Below are 14,906 nucleotides of genomic sequence, written 5' to 3' on the forward strand. Positions count from 1 at the left end.
CGTTCTCAATACCGTGCGACCACGCCCGCGAAATCCACGTCTTTGGCGACGTAGATGGCGAGAACGGTGCCTTGGTTGATGGTGACGGTCGCAGGCCGGTTCGATGCGCGCCGGACTGCTTGGTTCGCAAGCTGCTGAATCGTAGCGGCGGTATTGCTCTCGAACGGGGTCTGCGTGACGACGCCATTGCTGATGGTGGTCGTCCGCGGGCCGTGCTCCGCCGCTTCGTACTTGAATGCGTCGCTGAGAAGACTGATCAGCAATGCGGCACCGATTCGGCTACCCCAATGAGCATTGTAATGGCCAGGATGTCCCGCACCGCCAAGCGTATCGATACCGGGGCTCGCCATATTCACGTCGATTCCAGTCGGTGTGACGATGCGATCCCAGATCACCGCGACGCGCGGGCCATCAGGTTCCATATCGTACTTGCCGAGTACCTTGGATCCCTTGGGTAGGAGCAGGCGCTTTCCAGTGAACGAGTAGACTGGCTCGGTTACTACGCAGGATGTGAATCCGGGGATATCCGTAATGATGCGGGTTTCGAGCACGCAGCGAATGAACGTGCCGCGCAACATCAAGGTGTCGGGATGCGTGAGCGGTGCAGCGCTCGACACATCGGGCAACGCGCCCGCGGTATAAGCGAGATTGTTGTTATTGCTCAACCGCGGAGCGGCCGGAGGAACGCCACCATTGGCATCCGGCATCATGTAGCCCTGCATGGGATTCCCTGCGCCACCTGGACCTCCACCGGTAATGCCGTTGGCGACACCGGTTGTGCCCTGGCTCGCAGCCGCGATCCGGCGTTCGAGCAAGGTAGGGCCTCGCGGGCGCTCGGCATCGTTTGCCTCGCGAGCGGGTTCGCGAGGAAGCTGAGTGGCCAGGGGAATCGGTTCCGGCTGACGCGGCGGTGGCAATGTGGGTGGTGGCGTCGGTGTAGGCGCCATCGGTGCTTCCGGAACCGTGACGGTTTCCTCGCGTTGCTTGGGCTTCTGTTTTTCACCGCCAAGGCCTCCGAAGGCCCATACGGCAATGACCACCAAGAGCAAGGCAATGCTTGCCAGCAGTCCTAGCGCGCGTCGATTCATCCGGCGCATATCGCTGGTGGTGAGTTGGGGCGCTCCGCTGTCAAGGTCAGGCTGCGCATGGCGCGTTTGCGAAACGTACGGATTTCCTGCCAGCGGATCGCGTTGATCGGTGGAATTGTCCTGGGGCGGCGTATTGCCGCGACCGGACTCGTCTTCGGGGTGATGTGGCGTGTTCGGGCTCACTTCTTTGTGTTCCTTCGCAGACCCACGACGTTATTGTCGTGACGAATAACCAGGTAGGGGTACGTGCCGTGGACAACGAGGGTATTGCCCTCCACGGTCGTGTTGACCACCGAGTCCTCTCCATGTTCTTTCTCACGCATGTACACCGTCGGGAAGTTACCCGTCGGGAACTGCTTGAGGTCAGGCATCTTTATATAAGTGAAGCGACCGTCGTCGTACACGTTGGTCGGGACCAGCCAAACGGCTGTTCGTCCTGTCTTCGAATAGTCGTAGTCGAAGTTGTAATCGCGTCCCTTTACGAGCTCCGTATCGAGCATGGGCGCAGCTTCGACCTTCTTCGTTTCCGCCATGAAACTCGTGTCGGCGGGATAATTGAAGACAATCTTGTACTGCACACCCGCACGGCGAGCCTGGTCCAGAGTCTTCCAGTCGGTGGCGACTACCTTGAGCTCGAAGATGTACGAATGCGTGGCTGTACGAATCATCATGTTCGTGTCGACGTCGACGTTCTTCGGCTTCACGTAGAAAACGTTGTCGCGCCGAGTGAGGTCCCAACCGCTACTGAAGCCCGTGCTGTAGTCGAGGATCTTTTCGCTCGGGCTCAGCTCGATCTGCGTGGTGATTCCCAGTCCAGTGCGCACTTGATAGATGCCGTCTGCGGAATACTCATAGGAGGTGAGCGCCGATGATGCGGTCGCGTTGGACGTCGGCGGGAGCGCGTGCGAATTTTCTGCGAAAGCGAAATGGCCGAGGCAAAGGGCTGCGGCCCCTACGGCACTTCGCAGGCTCAGCTTGCTGGATGGATTCATCAACGGCGCCCTCCATTGGCGGCGCTTCGTGGAGTGGAGCGGACCGCCGGAGCGGTAGCGGTGGGAGTCACGGAAGCGCCTTGCGCGGCCGCGGGATATATGGGGGCGTTCGGGAGTGGCGAGGCTGGGAGGGTTCCACTCTGGAGCGTGTCCTGTGTGAGCGGCACAGGGTTCGCCTGGCCGGGCTGTGGTGTCGCGGCTGGAGCGGGCATGTCATCGGGATCCATGGACTGTTCGGGAGCCGCCGACGACGCAGCCGCAGGTGCAATTCCTGCAGCAGCAGGCTGCGGAACTTCCGCAGGCACTGAATTTCCGTAGTCATTGTCGACGCGGTAGCTCGTGACCTGAAAGCCCAGCGGATTCTCGATCCGGCTTTGGTCGTCCATACGGAGGTTTGGCTTGTACACGAATTCCATGGTGGCGATCTTGCTGTCGAGCGGAGTGGTGCCCCCATTTGCCTTGTCGTACACGCTACGCTGAAAGCGCACGGTGGCTCCCTTCGGCGTCGTGTTTATGCCGCCACCGATCAGTACGATGCTGAGGATCTTGACCCTGATAGCCTTGTTTGTCCCATATAGCTTATATGGGCTGTATTCGTTGGCAGGCGAATGCAAGCTCCGGTACGGGCCCGATACATTCGGCGCAGCCATGGTCATCACGGTGGGCCAGTCGCGCATGTTCGTGAGTGCCAGGTCGTAAGATTCTCGGGCAAGCACGAAGTGAGCGATGTTGCTACGGTTTACTGCTTCGCTCGTCGTGACTTGTCTATTGACGACGTCGTCCGTCAGTCGCGCAAGAGAACTAGTCCCCGAATAGGGGTCCGCGAGCACGAGGTAGGGCACCTTCTCCTTCAAAGGAAGAATGTAGAAGTAGCCGCCGATGAGGCACAAGGAAACCACGAGAGAGCAGGTCGCTACGATCCACGCACGTTTTTCGTTTCGGCGAGCGATATCGGCGATGGTTACTTCGAAGTTGACGCTCCGCGCGACAGTCTCGTCGATCTTCGGTGAGTTCTTTTTCTTCAGCATGGGGACTGGCTGCCTGTTCGTCGTTGCTTACGCGGCGGGTTACTTCGTTTCCGCGGTGGTGACGACTTGCTCGGAAGGAGCAGGCGGCGCGGGTGTAGATACAGGTTTCGGGGCGGCTGTCACAGGTTTCGAAGTTGGTTGCTGTGGGGTGATGACGCTGACTTCCTCAACGGTGAGGTCTGGACCGTTGACCGTGACGGCTACACCTTGTGGACCGTAGATGGTGCTGATCTGAGACGCCGCGTCTCGTAGTTCCGAGGTGTGAATGGCAGCCGCGGCTTTCGTCAAAGTGAAGTCCGAACGAAGCTTGTACTGAAGCTTCATTCCCGTATCGCTCGACCACCGCGTCAGCATCGTCTTCAACGTGCCATCCATGGGTGCGGCGTAATAGGTGTAGGGAACCGCGAGCGGGATCTCGACCGTCTTGTCGTCGTACCGGTTCACCGGCTTCCAACGACCCCCGAAATCCTTCGCGGCCGGTGTGCCACAAGCGGTGAGCAGCACGGCGAGCGCGGAGACGAAGCAGATGGCAAGGGCAGGGTGCAGGGTTCTATTCACGCGTGGCTCGTCATTCATCGGAAGACCAAAGAGGAAAACGTCGGCAGCACTTCACGCGGCTCATCGCCAGGCGCGAAGCCGGGAATGCGTTACTTCGTTACGAAGGGCGCGGGGCAGCGGGGCGGGCGGGGAGGACCGCCTGCCTCTGTATCCATCGATGTGCCGCCGCGCTGAATGCGCTGGCGGAGGTGGTGCCCCCGGCAGTAGCTGGAGCCTTGAGCCAACCGGCTCCTAGCGACATGCAATTCATCCATACAACATCCTGTACGAGCGCGTAGGCGCCCTTGCATAACGTGCCAGCGAAGAATGGTCATGCGCACGAGCGACGATACGATGATCGCCCACTCAGGGTTGCGCCTTATCGACCTTGGATTCCCCACCCCTGATGCGGACCCCTGTCCGCGATGTAAAGATAACGCAACGCCAAATTTCTGACTAGTGGTCGATGTGCATGTTTTTGGGACTCTTGTCACACATTGCGGGCATGTAATATGCGTGAAACGCGCTGAAGTGTTGACGGGCATCGCTCCGTACGTGCGCGTTGCGTCACGTAACTGCCGGATTTGTGTATGTCTCATGAAGGTTGCGGTTGAAACCATCGCGTACCCCCTCTCCTTGGGCAATAAGTTGTCATCCCGTCGTGTCAGTCGTGCGACATCGTTCCTCATTCAAGGCGTTGCGTGAGCCGGTCGATCGCAGGTCCAACGGCGCTGCTGGACGTATGCGAAATGCTGACTGAACGGAGGACGTCACGTCAGTGGACGAATGTCAGAGTGTGTTGTGGGCATCCGTCGGGGTCGCTATGCGGGCGCGCCCGCGAATGCCCGCACTTCGTCTCCCGAACGATCCGGCCTGTTCGGTGATGCCCGTGAGCTTCTATGGCGGTGACCTCTTAATGAATATCCCCTGCCAAGCCGGCTGCGGGCCGTCTTCGGGTGGCGTAGTGGCAACCGACATGAGCGTAATTATGTCAATGAATACGTGCCATCGTAGGCGTATATTTCAATCGAAACAATAGAATAATTCTCCAAAAATCGGGTTCCCTGGCTGTCCCCGCGTCGACATCCCGAGGCGCCGGTAGTAGAACCTCTCCTTTTACCGACAGGACCTCCATGGATTCCGCAGTCATTCCCTCCGACGCCGAGTTGATGGCGCTCGCGCAGGATGTCGCTGCCGCCGCGCTCGAGCGGCGGGTGATGGTCGCCACCGCCGAATCGTGTACCGGTGGCTGGATCGCCAAGACGCTGACCGACCTGGCGGGAAGTTCGGCCTGGTTCGAGGCCGGCGTCGTCAGCTACAGCTACAGCGCCAAGGAGGCCCTTCTTGGCGTCAATCCCCGCACCCTGGAACGGACCGGTGCCGTGAGCGAGGAGACGGTGCTCGAGATGGTGTCCGGGGCACTGGCCCGATACGGTGCGGGCATGGCCGTGGCGGTCACCGGGATCGCGGGCCCCTCTGGCGGCACGCCGGAAAAACCCGTTGGCACGGTGTGGATCGGCTGGAAGCGGCGTGGGGGCTATGCCCACGCTCGGCTCTACCATTTCGAGGGGGATCGCGAGGCGGTCCGGCGACAGACGGTGGCTGCCGCGCTTGTTGGAATGACCGACGAACTAAAGGGCTGAACCAGGCCGCCTATGGCAAACTTGGCGATTGCGGATCGCAGTCCCTGAGACCACGGTCGGGCAAGATACTCACCTACACAAAGAGACTGGAAACCACGATGGACGACAATAAGCGCAAGGCGCTGGCGAGTGCCCTCGGCCAGATTGAAAAGCAGTTCGGCAAGGGTGCCGTGATGCGTCTTGGCGACCGCGTCGACGACCAGATCGACACGGTGTCGACGGGATCGCTCGGCCTGGACATCGCCCTGGGCATCGGTGGCCTTCCGCGTGGCCGCGTCGTCGAGATCTACGGCCCGGAGTCCTCGGGCAAGACCACGCTGACACTGCAGGCCATCGCCTCCTGCCAGCGTGCGGGCGGCACGGCGGCGTTCGTCGACGCGGAACATGCGCTCGATCCTAGCTACGCCGAAAAACTGGGCGTGAATGTCGCCGATCTGCTGGTCAGTCAGCCGGATACCGGCGAACAGGCGCTTGAGATCGCCGACATGCTGGTGCGTTCCGGCGCCGTGGACATGGTGGTGGTCGACTCGGTCGCCGCGCTGACGCCGAAAGCCGAAATCGAAGGCGAGATGGGCGATTCTCACGTGGGCCTGCATGCCCGCCTGATGAGCCAGGCCCTGCGCAAGCTCACCGCCAACATCAAGAAGACCAATTGCCTGGTCATCTTCATCAACCAGATCCGCATGAAGATCGGCGTGATGTTCGGCAGCCCCGAAACCACCACCGGTGGTAACGCATTGAAGTTCTACGCCTCGGTTCGCCTGGACATCCGCCGTATCGGCGCGGTGAAGAAGGGCGAGGAGGTCATCGGTTCGGAGACGCGCGTCAAGGTCGTAAAGAACAAGGTGGCGCCGCCGTTCCGCCAGGCGGAGTTCGAGATCCTCTACGGCGAAGGTACGTCGCGCGAAGGCGAGATCATCGAGTTGGGCGTTCGCGAGAATCTGATCGACAAATCCGGTGCCTGGTACAGCTACAAGGGTGACCGCATCGGCCAGGGCAAGGAAAACGTGCGCCAGTTCCTGCGCGACAATCCGGCCATCGCCAACGAAGTGGATGCCGAGTTGCGCGCCCGCCTGCTGGTCAAGGCGGGCCCGAAGGCCGAAGCCTCGACCGAGGCCGACGAGCTTGAGGAAGTCTGATAAGGAAACGGGGAAGGGCGGTGGCAAGGCCGACCGCCCCACCCGTACCGCATACGACAAGGCGCTTGGGCTGCTGGCCCGGCGCGAGCATTCCCGCCGCGAACTCAAGCAGAAACTGGAACGCGGCGGTTTCGAGCGCGATGAGTCCGTGGCTGCGCTCGAGCGGCTGGGCGACCAGGGCTACCAGGACGACGACCGCTTCGCCGGGTCCCTGGTACGCAGCCGGGTGGGGCAGGGCTATGGGCCGGCCCGCATTCGTGCCGAACTGCGTAGCCAGGGAATCGCCGATGCTCGTATCCGCGAATTGATCGAGGCGGCGGACGTCGATTGGCACGATCTGGCCGCGAATCAGCTGCGCCGACGCTACGGCAAGCCATCCACCGACCCCGCCGAGCGGGCGCGGAGGGCGCAATTCCTCTTGCGTCGCGGCTTCGCCGCCGCCACAGTACGTGTTCTTACCCATGCCGATGCGGAAGACGCCGACGACGACTGAAGGCAGTGAGCCTTGATTCTGGACGGAGCGTCCCCGCGACATGTCTCGCAGCTCCCACGCCACGATCGCTCATGAAAACCGCCCAAATCCGTTCGACCTTCCTCGACTTCTTCCGCTCCAAGGACCACACCATCGTGCCGTCGGCATCGTTGGTGCCGTCGAACGACCCCACGTTGCTGTTCACCAACTCGGGCATGGTCCCGTTCAAGAACGTGTTCCTCGGCAGTGAAAAGCCGGGCTACGTTCGGGCGGCCGACGTCCAGCGCTGCCTGCGTGCCGGTGGCAAGCACAACGATCTCGACGCCGTGGGTTATACCGCCAGGCATCACACCTTCTTCGAGATGCTGGGCAACTGGTCGTTCGGTGACTATTTCAAGCGCGATGCCATCCTTTACGCGTGGGAATTGCTCACCTCGGTTTACAAACTTCCGCCCGAGCGGCTGTGGGTCACCGTCTATCACACCGACGACGAGGCCTATGACATCTGGAACAAGGAAGTCGGCGTGCCGGCGGATCGTATCGTCCGTATCGGCGACAACAAGGGTGCGCCCTTCGCGTCGGACAACTTCTGGCAGATGGCCGATACCGGCCCTTGCGGCCCCTGCACCGAGATCTTCTACGATCACGGCCCCGACGTCGCCGGCGGTCCCCCGGGTTCGCCCGATGAGGACGGCGATCGTTATATCGAGATCTGGAACCTCGTGTTCATGCAGTTCGACCGTGCTCCGGACGGCACGCTCTCGCCGTTGCCGGCACCCTGCGTCGACACCGGCATGGGTCTGGAACGCCTGGCGGCCGTGCTGCAGCATGTGCATTCGAACTACGAGATCGACCTGTTCGCGCACCTGATCGCGGAAGCCTCACGCCTGACTGGCACGGCCGACCTCGCCAACAAGTCGTTGCGTGTCATCGCCGACCATATCCGTGCCTGTTCCTTCCTGATCGTCGATGGTGTCCTGCCGTCCAATGAAGGGCGCGGTTACGTGCTCCGCCGCATCATCCGGCGTGCGCTGCGGCATGGCTGGATGCTCGGCGTGCGTGGCGATTTCTTCTGGAAGATGGTGGCGCCGCTGGTTGCCGAGATGGGCGAGGCGTATCCCGAGATCGCCGCGAAGCAATCCTTCGTGGAGCAGGCCCTGAAGACCGAGGAAGATCGGTTCGGTGAGACCCTGGAGCATGGCATGCGCCTGTTCGACGACATCGCCGCGAAATCGGGGCAGATCATCCCGGGCGTCGATGCCTTCCGGCTCTACGACACCTACGGTTTCCCCGTCGACCTCACCGCCGATATCGCACGCGAGCGCGGCATGACCGTCGACATGGAGGGCTTCGAGCGCGCCATGGGCGAGCAACGTGCCCGCGCCCGTGCCGCCAGCAACTTCGGCAGCAAGGCCCAACTCCCCGCCGAGGTCGCCAGCGCGCTTGCGCCGACAGTGTTCACGGGCTACGACGTTCTGGATCTCGCCGATGCGACGGTTCTGGCCATCGTTCGCGACGGCAAGGCCGTCGATCGTCTCGCCGATGGCGAGGAGGCCTTCCTGCTGCTCGACCGCACGCCTTTCTATGCCGAATCCGGCGGCCAGGTCGGCGATACCGGCATACTGCGCAATCCCTCCGGTGCCTTCGCAGTGGCGGATACGCAGAAGGTCGCCGGCGCCTTCTTCGCGCACTTCGGTACCTGGCAAGGCTCCGCGCCCCTCGCGAAGGGCGCCATCGTCACCGCCTCGGTGGACGCGGCTCAGCGCCAGGCCACCGTGCTGAATCATTCGGCCACGCACCTGTTGCACGCCGCGTTGCGTACCGTGCTGGGTGACCATGTGGCCCAGAAGGGCTCGCTGGTCGCACCGGAGCGATTGCGCTTCGATTTCTCGCACTTCAAGCCGGTCACCGCCGAGGAATTGGCCCAGATCGAACGCATGGTCAACGACGAGATCCGTCGCAACGCCCAGGCGGAAGTCCACCACATGGGCTATGACGAGGCGATCGACTTCGGCGCCATCGCCTTGTTCGGTGAGAAGTACGGCTCGGAAGTGCGTGTGCTGAAGATGGGCGACTTTTCCACCGAACTCTGCGGCGGCACGCACGTGTCGCGCACCGGCGACATCGGTCTGTTCAAGATCGTCTCCGAATCGGGTGTGGCCGCGGGTGTGCGCCGCATCGAGGCGGTGACGGGCGCGGGCGCCCTGGCCCGCGTGGCCGATGAGGAGCGCGTGCTGGGCGAGGTTTCCGGTCTGGTCGGCGCCCATGGCGACGAGGTCATCGAGAAACTGCGCCAACTGTTCGACCGGCAAAAGAAGCTGGAGCGCGAAATCGAATCCTACAAGGCCAAGGCGGCCAGTTCGGCATCGGCCGACCTCGCCGCGTCGGCCGTGGACGTGGCCGGGATCAAGGTGGTCGCCGCTCGCCTGGAGGGCCTGGACGCCAAGTCGCTTCGCGACAGCCTGGATGTCCTGAAACAGAAGCTGGGTGACTGCGCCATTGTCCTGGCGGGTGCGGCGGACGGTCGCGTGTCGTTGGTGGCCGGTGTCGGCGGGACGGCGCTGGGCCGGGTCAAGGCCGGTGATCTTGTCGCCGAAGTGGCCTCCCACATCGAGGGCAAGGGTGGCGGTCGGCCGGACATGGCCCAGGGCGGCGGCCTCGACGGCCCGGCCTTGCCGGCTGTGCTCGCGGGCATTCCGGCGTGGGTGGAAGCTCGCCTGCGCTGAACGGGAGATGGCCGGGGTATGCGTCGACACGCCATAAAGGTGCTTCGGCGCATGCATCGCCGGCCGTGTGCGTTGCGTCCCCCGGTTTGGCTCGGCTAGTATCATCCGAATGTCGAATGCATCCTTCGGCATCGATCCTTCGGATCGAGAGTGGCAGGACAGCTGGTCAGCGACACACACACAACAAGAGCCGGGGAAGGCAATCGGCCTTCGATGGTCGGAACGTCGATCCATTGACGGCAAGCACTCGGGGTGAGGTTGTCGTTGGTGGGGAAGCCAATACCTGATTTTATGGAGTATCAATCATGCTGATTCTGACCCGCCGGGTCGGTGAAACCCTGATGATCGGCGACGAGGTGACCGTCACCGTTCTGGGTGTGAAGGGTAACCAGGTGCGCATCGGCATCAATGCGCCGAAGAATGTCGCGGTTCATCGCGAGGAAATTTACCAGCGCATCAAGAACGAGAACGATCCGGCCGGCCATTCCGGGGACGACCAGTAAAGTCTTTACGGCCGAAGCAAGGCAAAGTATCCTTGCTGGCTCGTTAAGGCTCGTTCCTCGACGACGATCACGGAGAGTTGCCCGAGAGGCCGAAGGGGCTCCCCTGCTAAGGGAGTATAGGGTCAAAAGCCTTATCGAGGGTTCGAATCCCTCACTCTCCGCCAGTTACGCAAGACGCCCCCTCGTGGGGCGTTTTGCGTTATGGGGAGCCGAACGCATCGTGGGAAACCGATCCCATCGTGGGAGCCGGCTATGCCGGCGATCCCGCGGCAGCGGGCCAGGATACGGCAAGCACCCATCGCCGACAGGGTCGGCTCCCACAACGAGTCGATGAACGGACACGTTCGCCAGGCGCACAAACGAAAACACCGGCCAATGGCCGGTGTTTTCATCAAACATTGGTCGGGGAGACAGGATTCGAACCTGCGACTTCTACGTCCCGAACGTAGCGCTCTACCAGGCTGAGCTACACCCCGACGGGAGCCGCGTATATTAGCCACGGGGCGTTCCCTTGGCAACAGGTCGTCGCATCTTTTTTACATTTCAGCGCCAGGGGTATCGGTAGCCATCTGCTAATCTATGCGGCTGCCGCATGGCGGCGCCCGTACAGCCTGTCCGAAGAGGAATTGCATGGCACTCACCCCGGCCCGCACCATGCCCGGTGTCCTCGAGCTCCTGCCGCTCGATCAGATCGCCTTCCAGCGCATGTTGGATACGATCCGTCGCAACTACGAGCGATTCGGCTTCCTGCCGATCGAGACGCCGGTCATCGAGCATAGCGACGTGTTGCTGACCAAGACGGGTGGCGAAACCGAGCGCCAGGTGTACTTCGTCCAGTCGACCGGCGCCCTGGGCGCGGCGGCGGAAAAGGGTGGGGTGCCCGAACTGGCCCTGCGATTCGACCTCACCGTGCCGTTGGCGCGTTACGTGGCCGAGCACGAGCACGACCTGAGCTTCCCGTTCCGCCGATACCAGATGCAGCGCGTCTACCGTGGCGAGCGAGCGCAGCGCGGCCGCTTCCGTGAGTTCTACCAGTGCGACATCGACGTGGTCGGCAAGGATTCCCTGTCCGTCCGCTACGACGCTGAAATCCCGGCGGTGATCTACAGCGTGTTCCGCGAACTGGATATCGGCGCGTTCACCATCCAGCTCAACAACCGCAAGTTGATGCGCGGCTATTTCGAGAACCTCGGCATCGCCGACGCCGAGCAGCAGATGCTCGTGCTGCGCGAGGTCGACAAGCTCGACAAGCGCGGCGCCGACTACGTGCGCGATACGCTCACGGGAGAGGCATTCGGTCTTTCCGCCGAAGTGGCGGCGAAGATCCTCGCCTTCGTGCAGGTGCGCTCCACCTCGGTGGACGACGCGTTCGCGAAGCTCGATGCGCTCGGCGGCGGTTCGGAAACCTTCGAGCAGGGCAGGGCCGAGCTGAAGGAAGTGCTTTCCCTGATTCGCGATTTCGGCGTGCCGGAAACGCATTTCGCGTTGAACCTCTCGATTGCCCGTGGCCTCGACTACTACACGGGCACCGTGTACGAGACCACGCTGGACGACCACCCGGGCATCGGTTCGATCTGCTCGGGCGGCCGCTATGAAAATCTCGCGGGCCAGTACACCAAGTCGCACCTGCCGGGCGTGGGCATTTCCATTGGTCTTACCCGCCTTTACTGGCAGCTTCGCGATGCCGGCCTGATCTCGACGGCGCGGAGCACGGTCGATGTGCTCGTCACGCAAATGGACCCGGCTCAGTTGCCCACCTACCTGGCCGTGGCCAATGAACTGCGCACTGCCGGCATCGCCACCGAGGTGGTGCTCGAAGGCGGCAAGCTGGGCAAGCAGTTCAAGTATGCCGACCGTGCGGGCATCCGCTTCGTGGTGGTGCTTGGCGAAGACGAGATCGCCAAGGGCGTCGTCACCGTGAAGGACCTTCGCCGCGAAGACCAGTTCGAAGTGCCGCGCGCGGACCTGGTGAAGACCCTGCGCGTCGAACTGGCCCAGGCCGAAATCGGCGTCTGATCCATCCATCCTCCCGACATATCACGGCCTTTACCATGACCAGCAGTATCCTTCTCGACGGGCGTAGCCTCACGCGTGCCCAGGTCGCCGACATCGCTCGCCGCGGCGCCACGATCCGCCTGGACGAGGCGCAACTGGTCAAGGTGAAGCGTGCCGCCGATTTCCTGGCCGAGAAGGTGGGTGGCGGTGAGCCGATCTACGGTGTCACCACGGGCTTCGGCAGCAATGCCGACAAGTTGCTCGGCGCGCATCGCGTGCGTGACGAACTGCCGGGTGGCAATCCGGAGCCGCGCGAAGGCAGCTTGCTGGAAGAACTGCAGCACAATCTCATCATCACGCATGCGGTGTGCGTCGGTAAGCCGTTCTCCACGGATGTCGTCCGCGCGATGTTGGCGATCCGCGTGAACACCTTGATGCGTGGCCATTCCGGCATCCGCATGGAAACCCTGCGTGCGCTGGCCGAGTTGCTCAACCGCGACGTCATCCCGGTCATTCCCGAAAAGGGTTCGGTCGGCGCCAGTGGCGATCTCGCGCCGCTCTCCCATCTGGCGATCGTGCTGCTCGGTGGCGGCGAAGCCTTCTACAAGGGCGAGCGCATGCCCGGTGCCAAGGCCCTCGCCGCGGCGGGGTTGGAACCGGTGCGCCTGTCCTTCAAGGAAGGCCTGGCCCTGAACAACGGTACGACGCAGATGCTCGCCACCGGCGTGCTCGCGCTCGACACGATGGACATGCTGATCCGTACCGCGGATCTCGCCGCCGCGATGACGCTGGACGCCTTTGCCGGCCGCACGGGCGCCTATGCCGAGCAAGTGCATGCGCTGCGCCCCCATCCGGGCCAGGTCGACGCGGCGCGAAATATCCGCGGCCTGCTCCAGGGCTCGACGCTTGCCGATATCCCTTACCACCTCGTGCCGCGTTTTCGCCCATGGCTTTCCGATGCATGGTCCGACCCGGCCGACCAGGGCCATCGTTTCGATATCGGCTGGGATTGGGTGCCGGCCACGCAGCGTCACGGCAAGGAAGCCTTCTATTCGCGATTCCTTCCCTTCAAGGGCGGGAAGAAGCACCAGCCGCAGGATGCCTATTGCCTGCGTTGCGCGCCGCAGGTGCACGGCGCGGTACGTGACGCATGGGAACAGGCTTGCCGGGTCTTCGACGTCGAGCTCAATGCCGTCACCGACAACCCGTTGGTGTTCCCGGATGCCGAGAACGCCGAAGTCATCGAAGACCAGGTGATTTCCGCCGGCCATTTCCACGGCATGCCGCTGGCGCTGGCGATGAGCTACGTGAAAGCGTCCATTCCGGTGCTGGCGTCGATTTCCGAGCGACGCACGGCGAAGCTTGTCGATCCGGCCAACAACGATGGCCTCCCGGCTTTTCTTATCGGCAACGAGGACGCGACCGATTCGGGTTTCATGATCGTCCAGTACACGGCCGCCGCCCTGGTCAACGACCTGGCCACGCGGGCGCATCCGGCCTCGGTATATTCCGTGCCGACCAGCGCGAACGCCGAGGACCATGTGTCGATGGGTGCCAACGAGGCACGCCATGTGCTGGAGATGACCGAAGACCTCGGTCACGTGCTGGCGATGGAGCTCTATACGGCGGCCCAGGCCCTCGAGTACCGCCAGGACATGCTCAACGCCGCGCGCTCCCTGGCGCACCGTGGCGACTGGCAGGCGCTGGCGGCGAAGATCTCCGGCGCACCGCGTCCGGATTCGCCGCATTACGCAGGTTTCGAACGCGAAGTACGCGCCTTGATGGATGCACTCGCCGCAGCGGATGACTTCCATGGTGGGGTGGCGGTGCGCGCCGCGTTGGCCAAGCTGCGTGAGCACATCGCCTTCATGCAGCGCGATCGCGCGATGGACGGCGATGTGCGCGCGGTATGCGAGCTGGTGGCTTCCGGCCGCCTCGTCGACGGCGGCTGACACTCACGAGCCGAAGAAGCGAAGGGTGGCCGCGGCCTCCACGGCGGGGGACCAGTCGTCCAGCATGCCGGCGCGCACCCCGCCAGGTACTGGTAGAGCTGGGCGTCGTTGGCTAGGCCCAGCTTGTTCATGGCCGAGCGCTTCTGCCGGCTGATGGTCTTGAAACTGCGACCCATCAATATCGCGATGTCACCCAGGCCGTGTCCTTGCGCGAAGGCGCGCAGCACCTCGACCTCGCGCGGCGAAAGCCGGGTGGCGTCGTCGTGGCCGTTCGCGCAATCCGCCTCATGGAACAGCCGGCGTATGGCGGGACTGAGGTAGGAACGGCCCACGTCGGCGGCATGCACCGCCACGGGGATGTCGCGCAGGTTCGTGCGCTTGTCGAAAATGGCCGCGACGCCCATGTCGAGCAGGCTGCGCAGGATGGCCGGGTTGGACATCATCGTGAGCACCACGATGCCCGTATCCGGACGGGCGGCGCGAATGCGCCGGATCATGGGCATGCCGTCGGGCTGGCTGCCCTCGGGCATGGAATAGTCGGTGACGACGACGTCGCAGGGGTGGTCGGCGAGGGAGTCGAACAGCGTGTCCGTATCGTGGGCGCGTGCGACGACTTCGTAGCGGTGCGCCTTGAGAATCGTTTCGACCCCCGCCACGACCACCGGATGGTCGTCGGCGATGATCACGGTACTCGTCATGTCAGGCCTCATGGCGATGGAATCTCGTCATGTTGGCGGGCCGAAGCCGCGAAATATATGGAAGAAAAGCGCAATCACGTGTCGGCGCTTGCCACGACCGGGTTGCAGAGGTAGGATGCGTTATCGTATTAAC

Annotated in this window: 11 protein-coding genes, 2 tRNA genes and 1 pseudogene; 8 read left to right on the forward strand and 6 right to left on the reverse strand. The window is 62.9% G+C overall.

The window, feature by feature from the left end; translation table 11 throughout:
* Window positions 1-5 precede the first annotated feature (5 nt).
* From ACR9Y6_RS02430 to ACR9Y6_RS02445, 4 genes are read right to left on the reverse strand one after another with little or no spacing between them, the layout of a single operon-like run.
* Window positions 6-1,271: a TrbI/VirB10 family protein gene (locus ACR9Y6_RS02430; protein ID WP_481279834.1), complete on the reverse strand. Its 1,266-nt coding sequence runs from the start codon at window positions 1,269-1,271 to the stop codon at window positions 6-8.
* Window positions 1,268-2,080 (reverse strand): TrbG/VirB9 family P-type conjugative transfer protein, encoded by an 813-nt coding sequence (locus tag ACR9Y6_RS02435; protein ID WP_481279835.1) that lies wholly within the window; start codon window positions 2,078-2,080, stop codon window positions 1,268-1,270. The genes ACR9Y6_RS02430 and ACR9Y6_RS02435 overlap by 4 nt, the downstream gene beginning before the upstream one ends.
* Complete coding sequence (locus ACR9Y6_RS02440; protein ID WP_481279836.1) at window positions 2,080-3,108, reverse strand: VirB8 family type IV secretion system protein; 1,029 nt, start codon at window positions 3,106-3,108, stop codon at window positions 2,080-2,082. Before ACR9Y6_RS02440 ends, ACR9Y6_RS02435 begins: the two co-directional genes overlap by 1 nt.
* Window positions 3,109-3,147: 39 nt before the next feature.
* Window positions 3,148-3,666, reverse strand: a complete 519-nt coding sequence (locus ACR9Y6_RS02445; RefSeq protein ID WP_481279837.1) for a hypothetical protein — start codon at window positions 3,664-3,666, stop codon at window positions 3,148-3,150.
* Between the two features lie 1,112 nt (window positions 3,667-4,778).
* On the opposite strand from ACR9Y6_RS02445, the gene ACR9Y6_RS02450 reads away from it, so the two are divergent.
* The 6 genes from ACR9Y6_RS02450 to ACR9Y6_RS02475 all read left to right on the forward strand — a co-directional run bounded on the left by ACR9Y6_RS02450 (window position 4,779) and on the right by ACR9Y6_RS02475 (window position 10,292).
* On the forward strand, window positions 4,779-5,288 hold the full coding sequence (locus ACR9Y6_RS02450) for a CinA family protein (protein ID WP_481279838.1): 510 nt from the start codon (window positions 4,779-4,781) through the stop codon (window positions 5,286-5,288).
* A gap of 98 nt (window positions 5,289-5,386) precedes the next feature.
* Complete coding sequence (recA, locus tag ACR9Y6_RS02455; protein ID WP_371023277.1) at window positions 5,387-6,427, forward strand: recombinase RecA; 1,041 nt, start codon at window positions 5,387-5,389, stop codon at window positions 6,425-6,427.
* On the forward strand, window positions 6,414-6,920 hold the full coding sequence (locus ACR9Y6_RS02460) for a regulatory protein RecX (RefSeq protein WP_481279839.1): 507 nt from the start codon (window positions 6,414-6,416) through the stop codon (window positions 6,918-6,920). Before recA ends, ACR9Y6_RS02460 begins: the two co-directional genes overlap by 14 nt.
* Window positions 6,921-6,991: 71 nt before the next feature.
* Window positions 6,992-9,625, forward strand: a complete 2,634-nt coding sequence (gene alaS, locus ACR9Y6_RS02465) for an alanine--tRNA ligase (RefSeq protein WP_481279840.1) — start codon at window positions 6,992-6,994, stop codon at window positions 9,623-9,625.
* 305 nt (window positions 9,626-9,930) lie between these two features.
* Entirely contained in the window at window positions 9,931-10,128 is a 198-nt protein-coding gene (gene csrA, locus ACR9Y6_RS02470) for a carbon storage regulator CsrA (protein WP_072323041.1), read from the forward strand.
* A gap of 71 nt (window positions 10,129-10,199) precedes the next feature.
* Window positions 10,200-10,292 (forward strand) — tRNA-Ser (locus tag ACR9Y6_RS02475).
* Window positions 10,293-10,527: 235 nt separating this feature from the next.
* Here ACR9Y6_RS02475 and ACR9Y6_RS02480 read toward each other — a convergent pair.
* Window positions 10,528-10,604: transfer RNA gene (locus ACR9Y6_RS02480), tRNA-Pro, on the reverse strand.
* Window positions 10,605-10,758: 154 nt separating this feature from the next.
* Between ACR9Y6_RS02480 and hisS the strand changes: the two genes are divergently transcribed.
* A complete protein-coding gene (hisS, locus tag ACR9Y6_RS02485; protein ID WP_481279841.1) occupies window positions 10,759-12,144 on the forward strand; it encodes a histidine--tRNA ligase in 1,386 nt (461 codons plus the stop codon).
* 35 nt (window positions 12,145-12,179) lie between these two features.
* A complete protein-coding gene (locus ACR9Y6_RS02490; protein WP_481279842.1) occupies window positions 12,180-14,075 on the forward strand; it encodes an HAL/PAL/TAL family ammonia-lyase in 1,896 nt (631 codons plus the stop codon).
* A gap of 98 nt (window positions 14,076-14,173) precedes the next feature.
* Here ACR9Y6_RS02490 and ACR9Y6_RS02495 read toward each other — a convergent pair.
* Window positions 14,174-14,785: pseudogene (locus tag ACR9Y6_RS02495) on the reverse strand (response regulator); the annotation flags it as partial.
* Window positions 14,786-14,906 lie beyond the last annotated feature (121 nt).

The organism is Luteibacter sp. TLI7-4A, assembly GCF_056754745.1.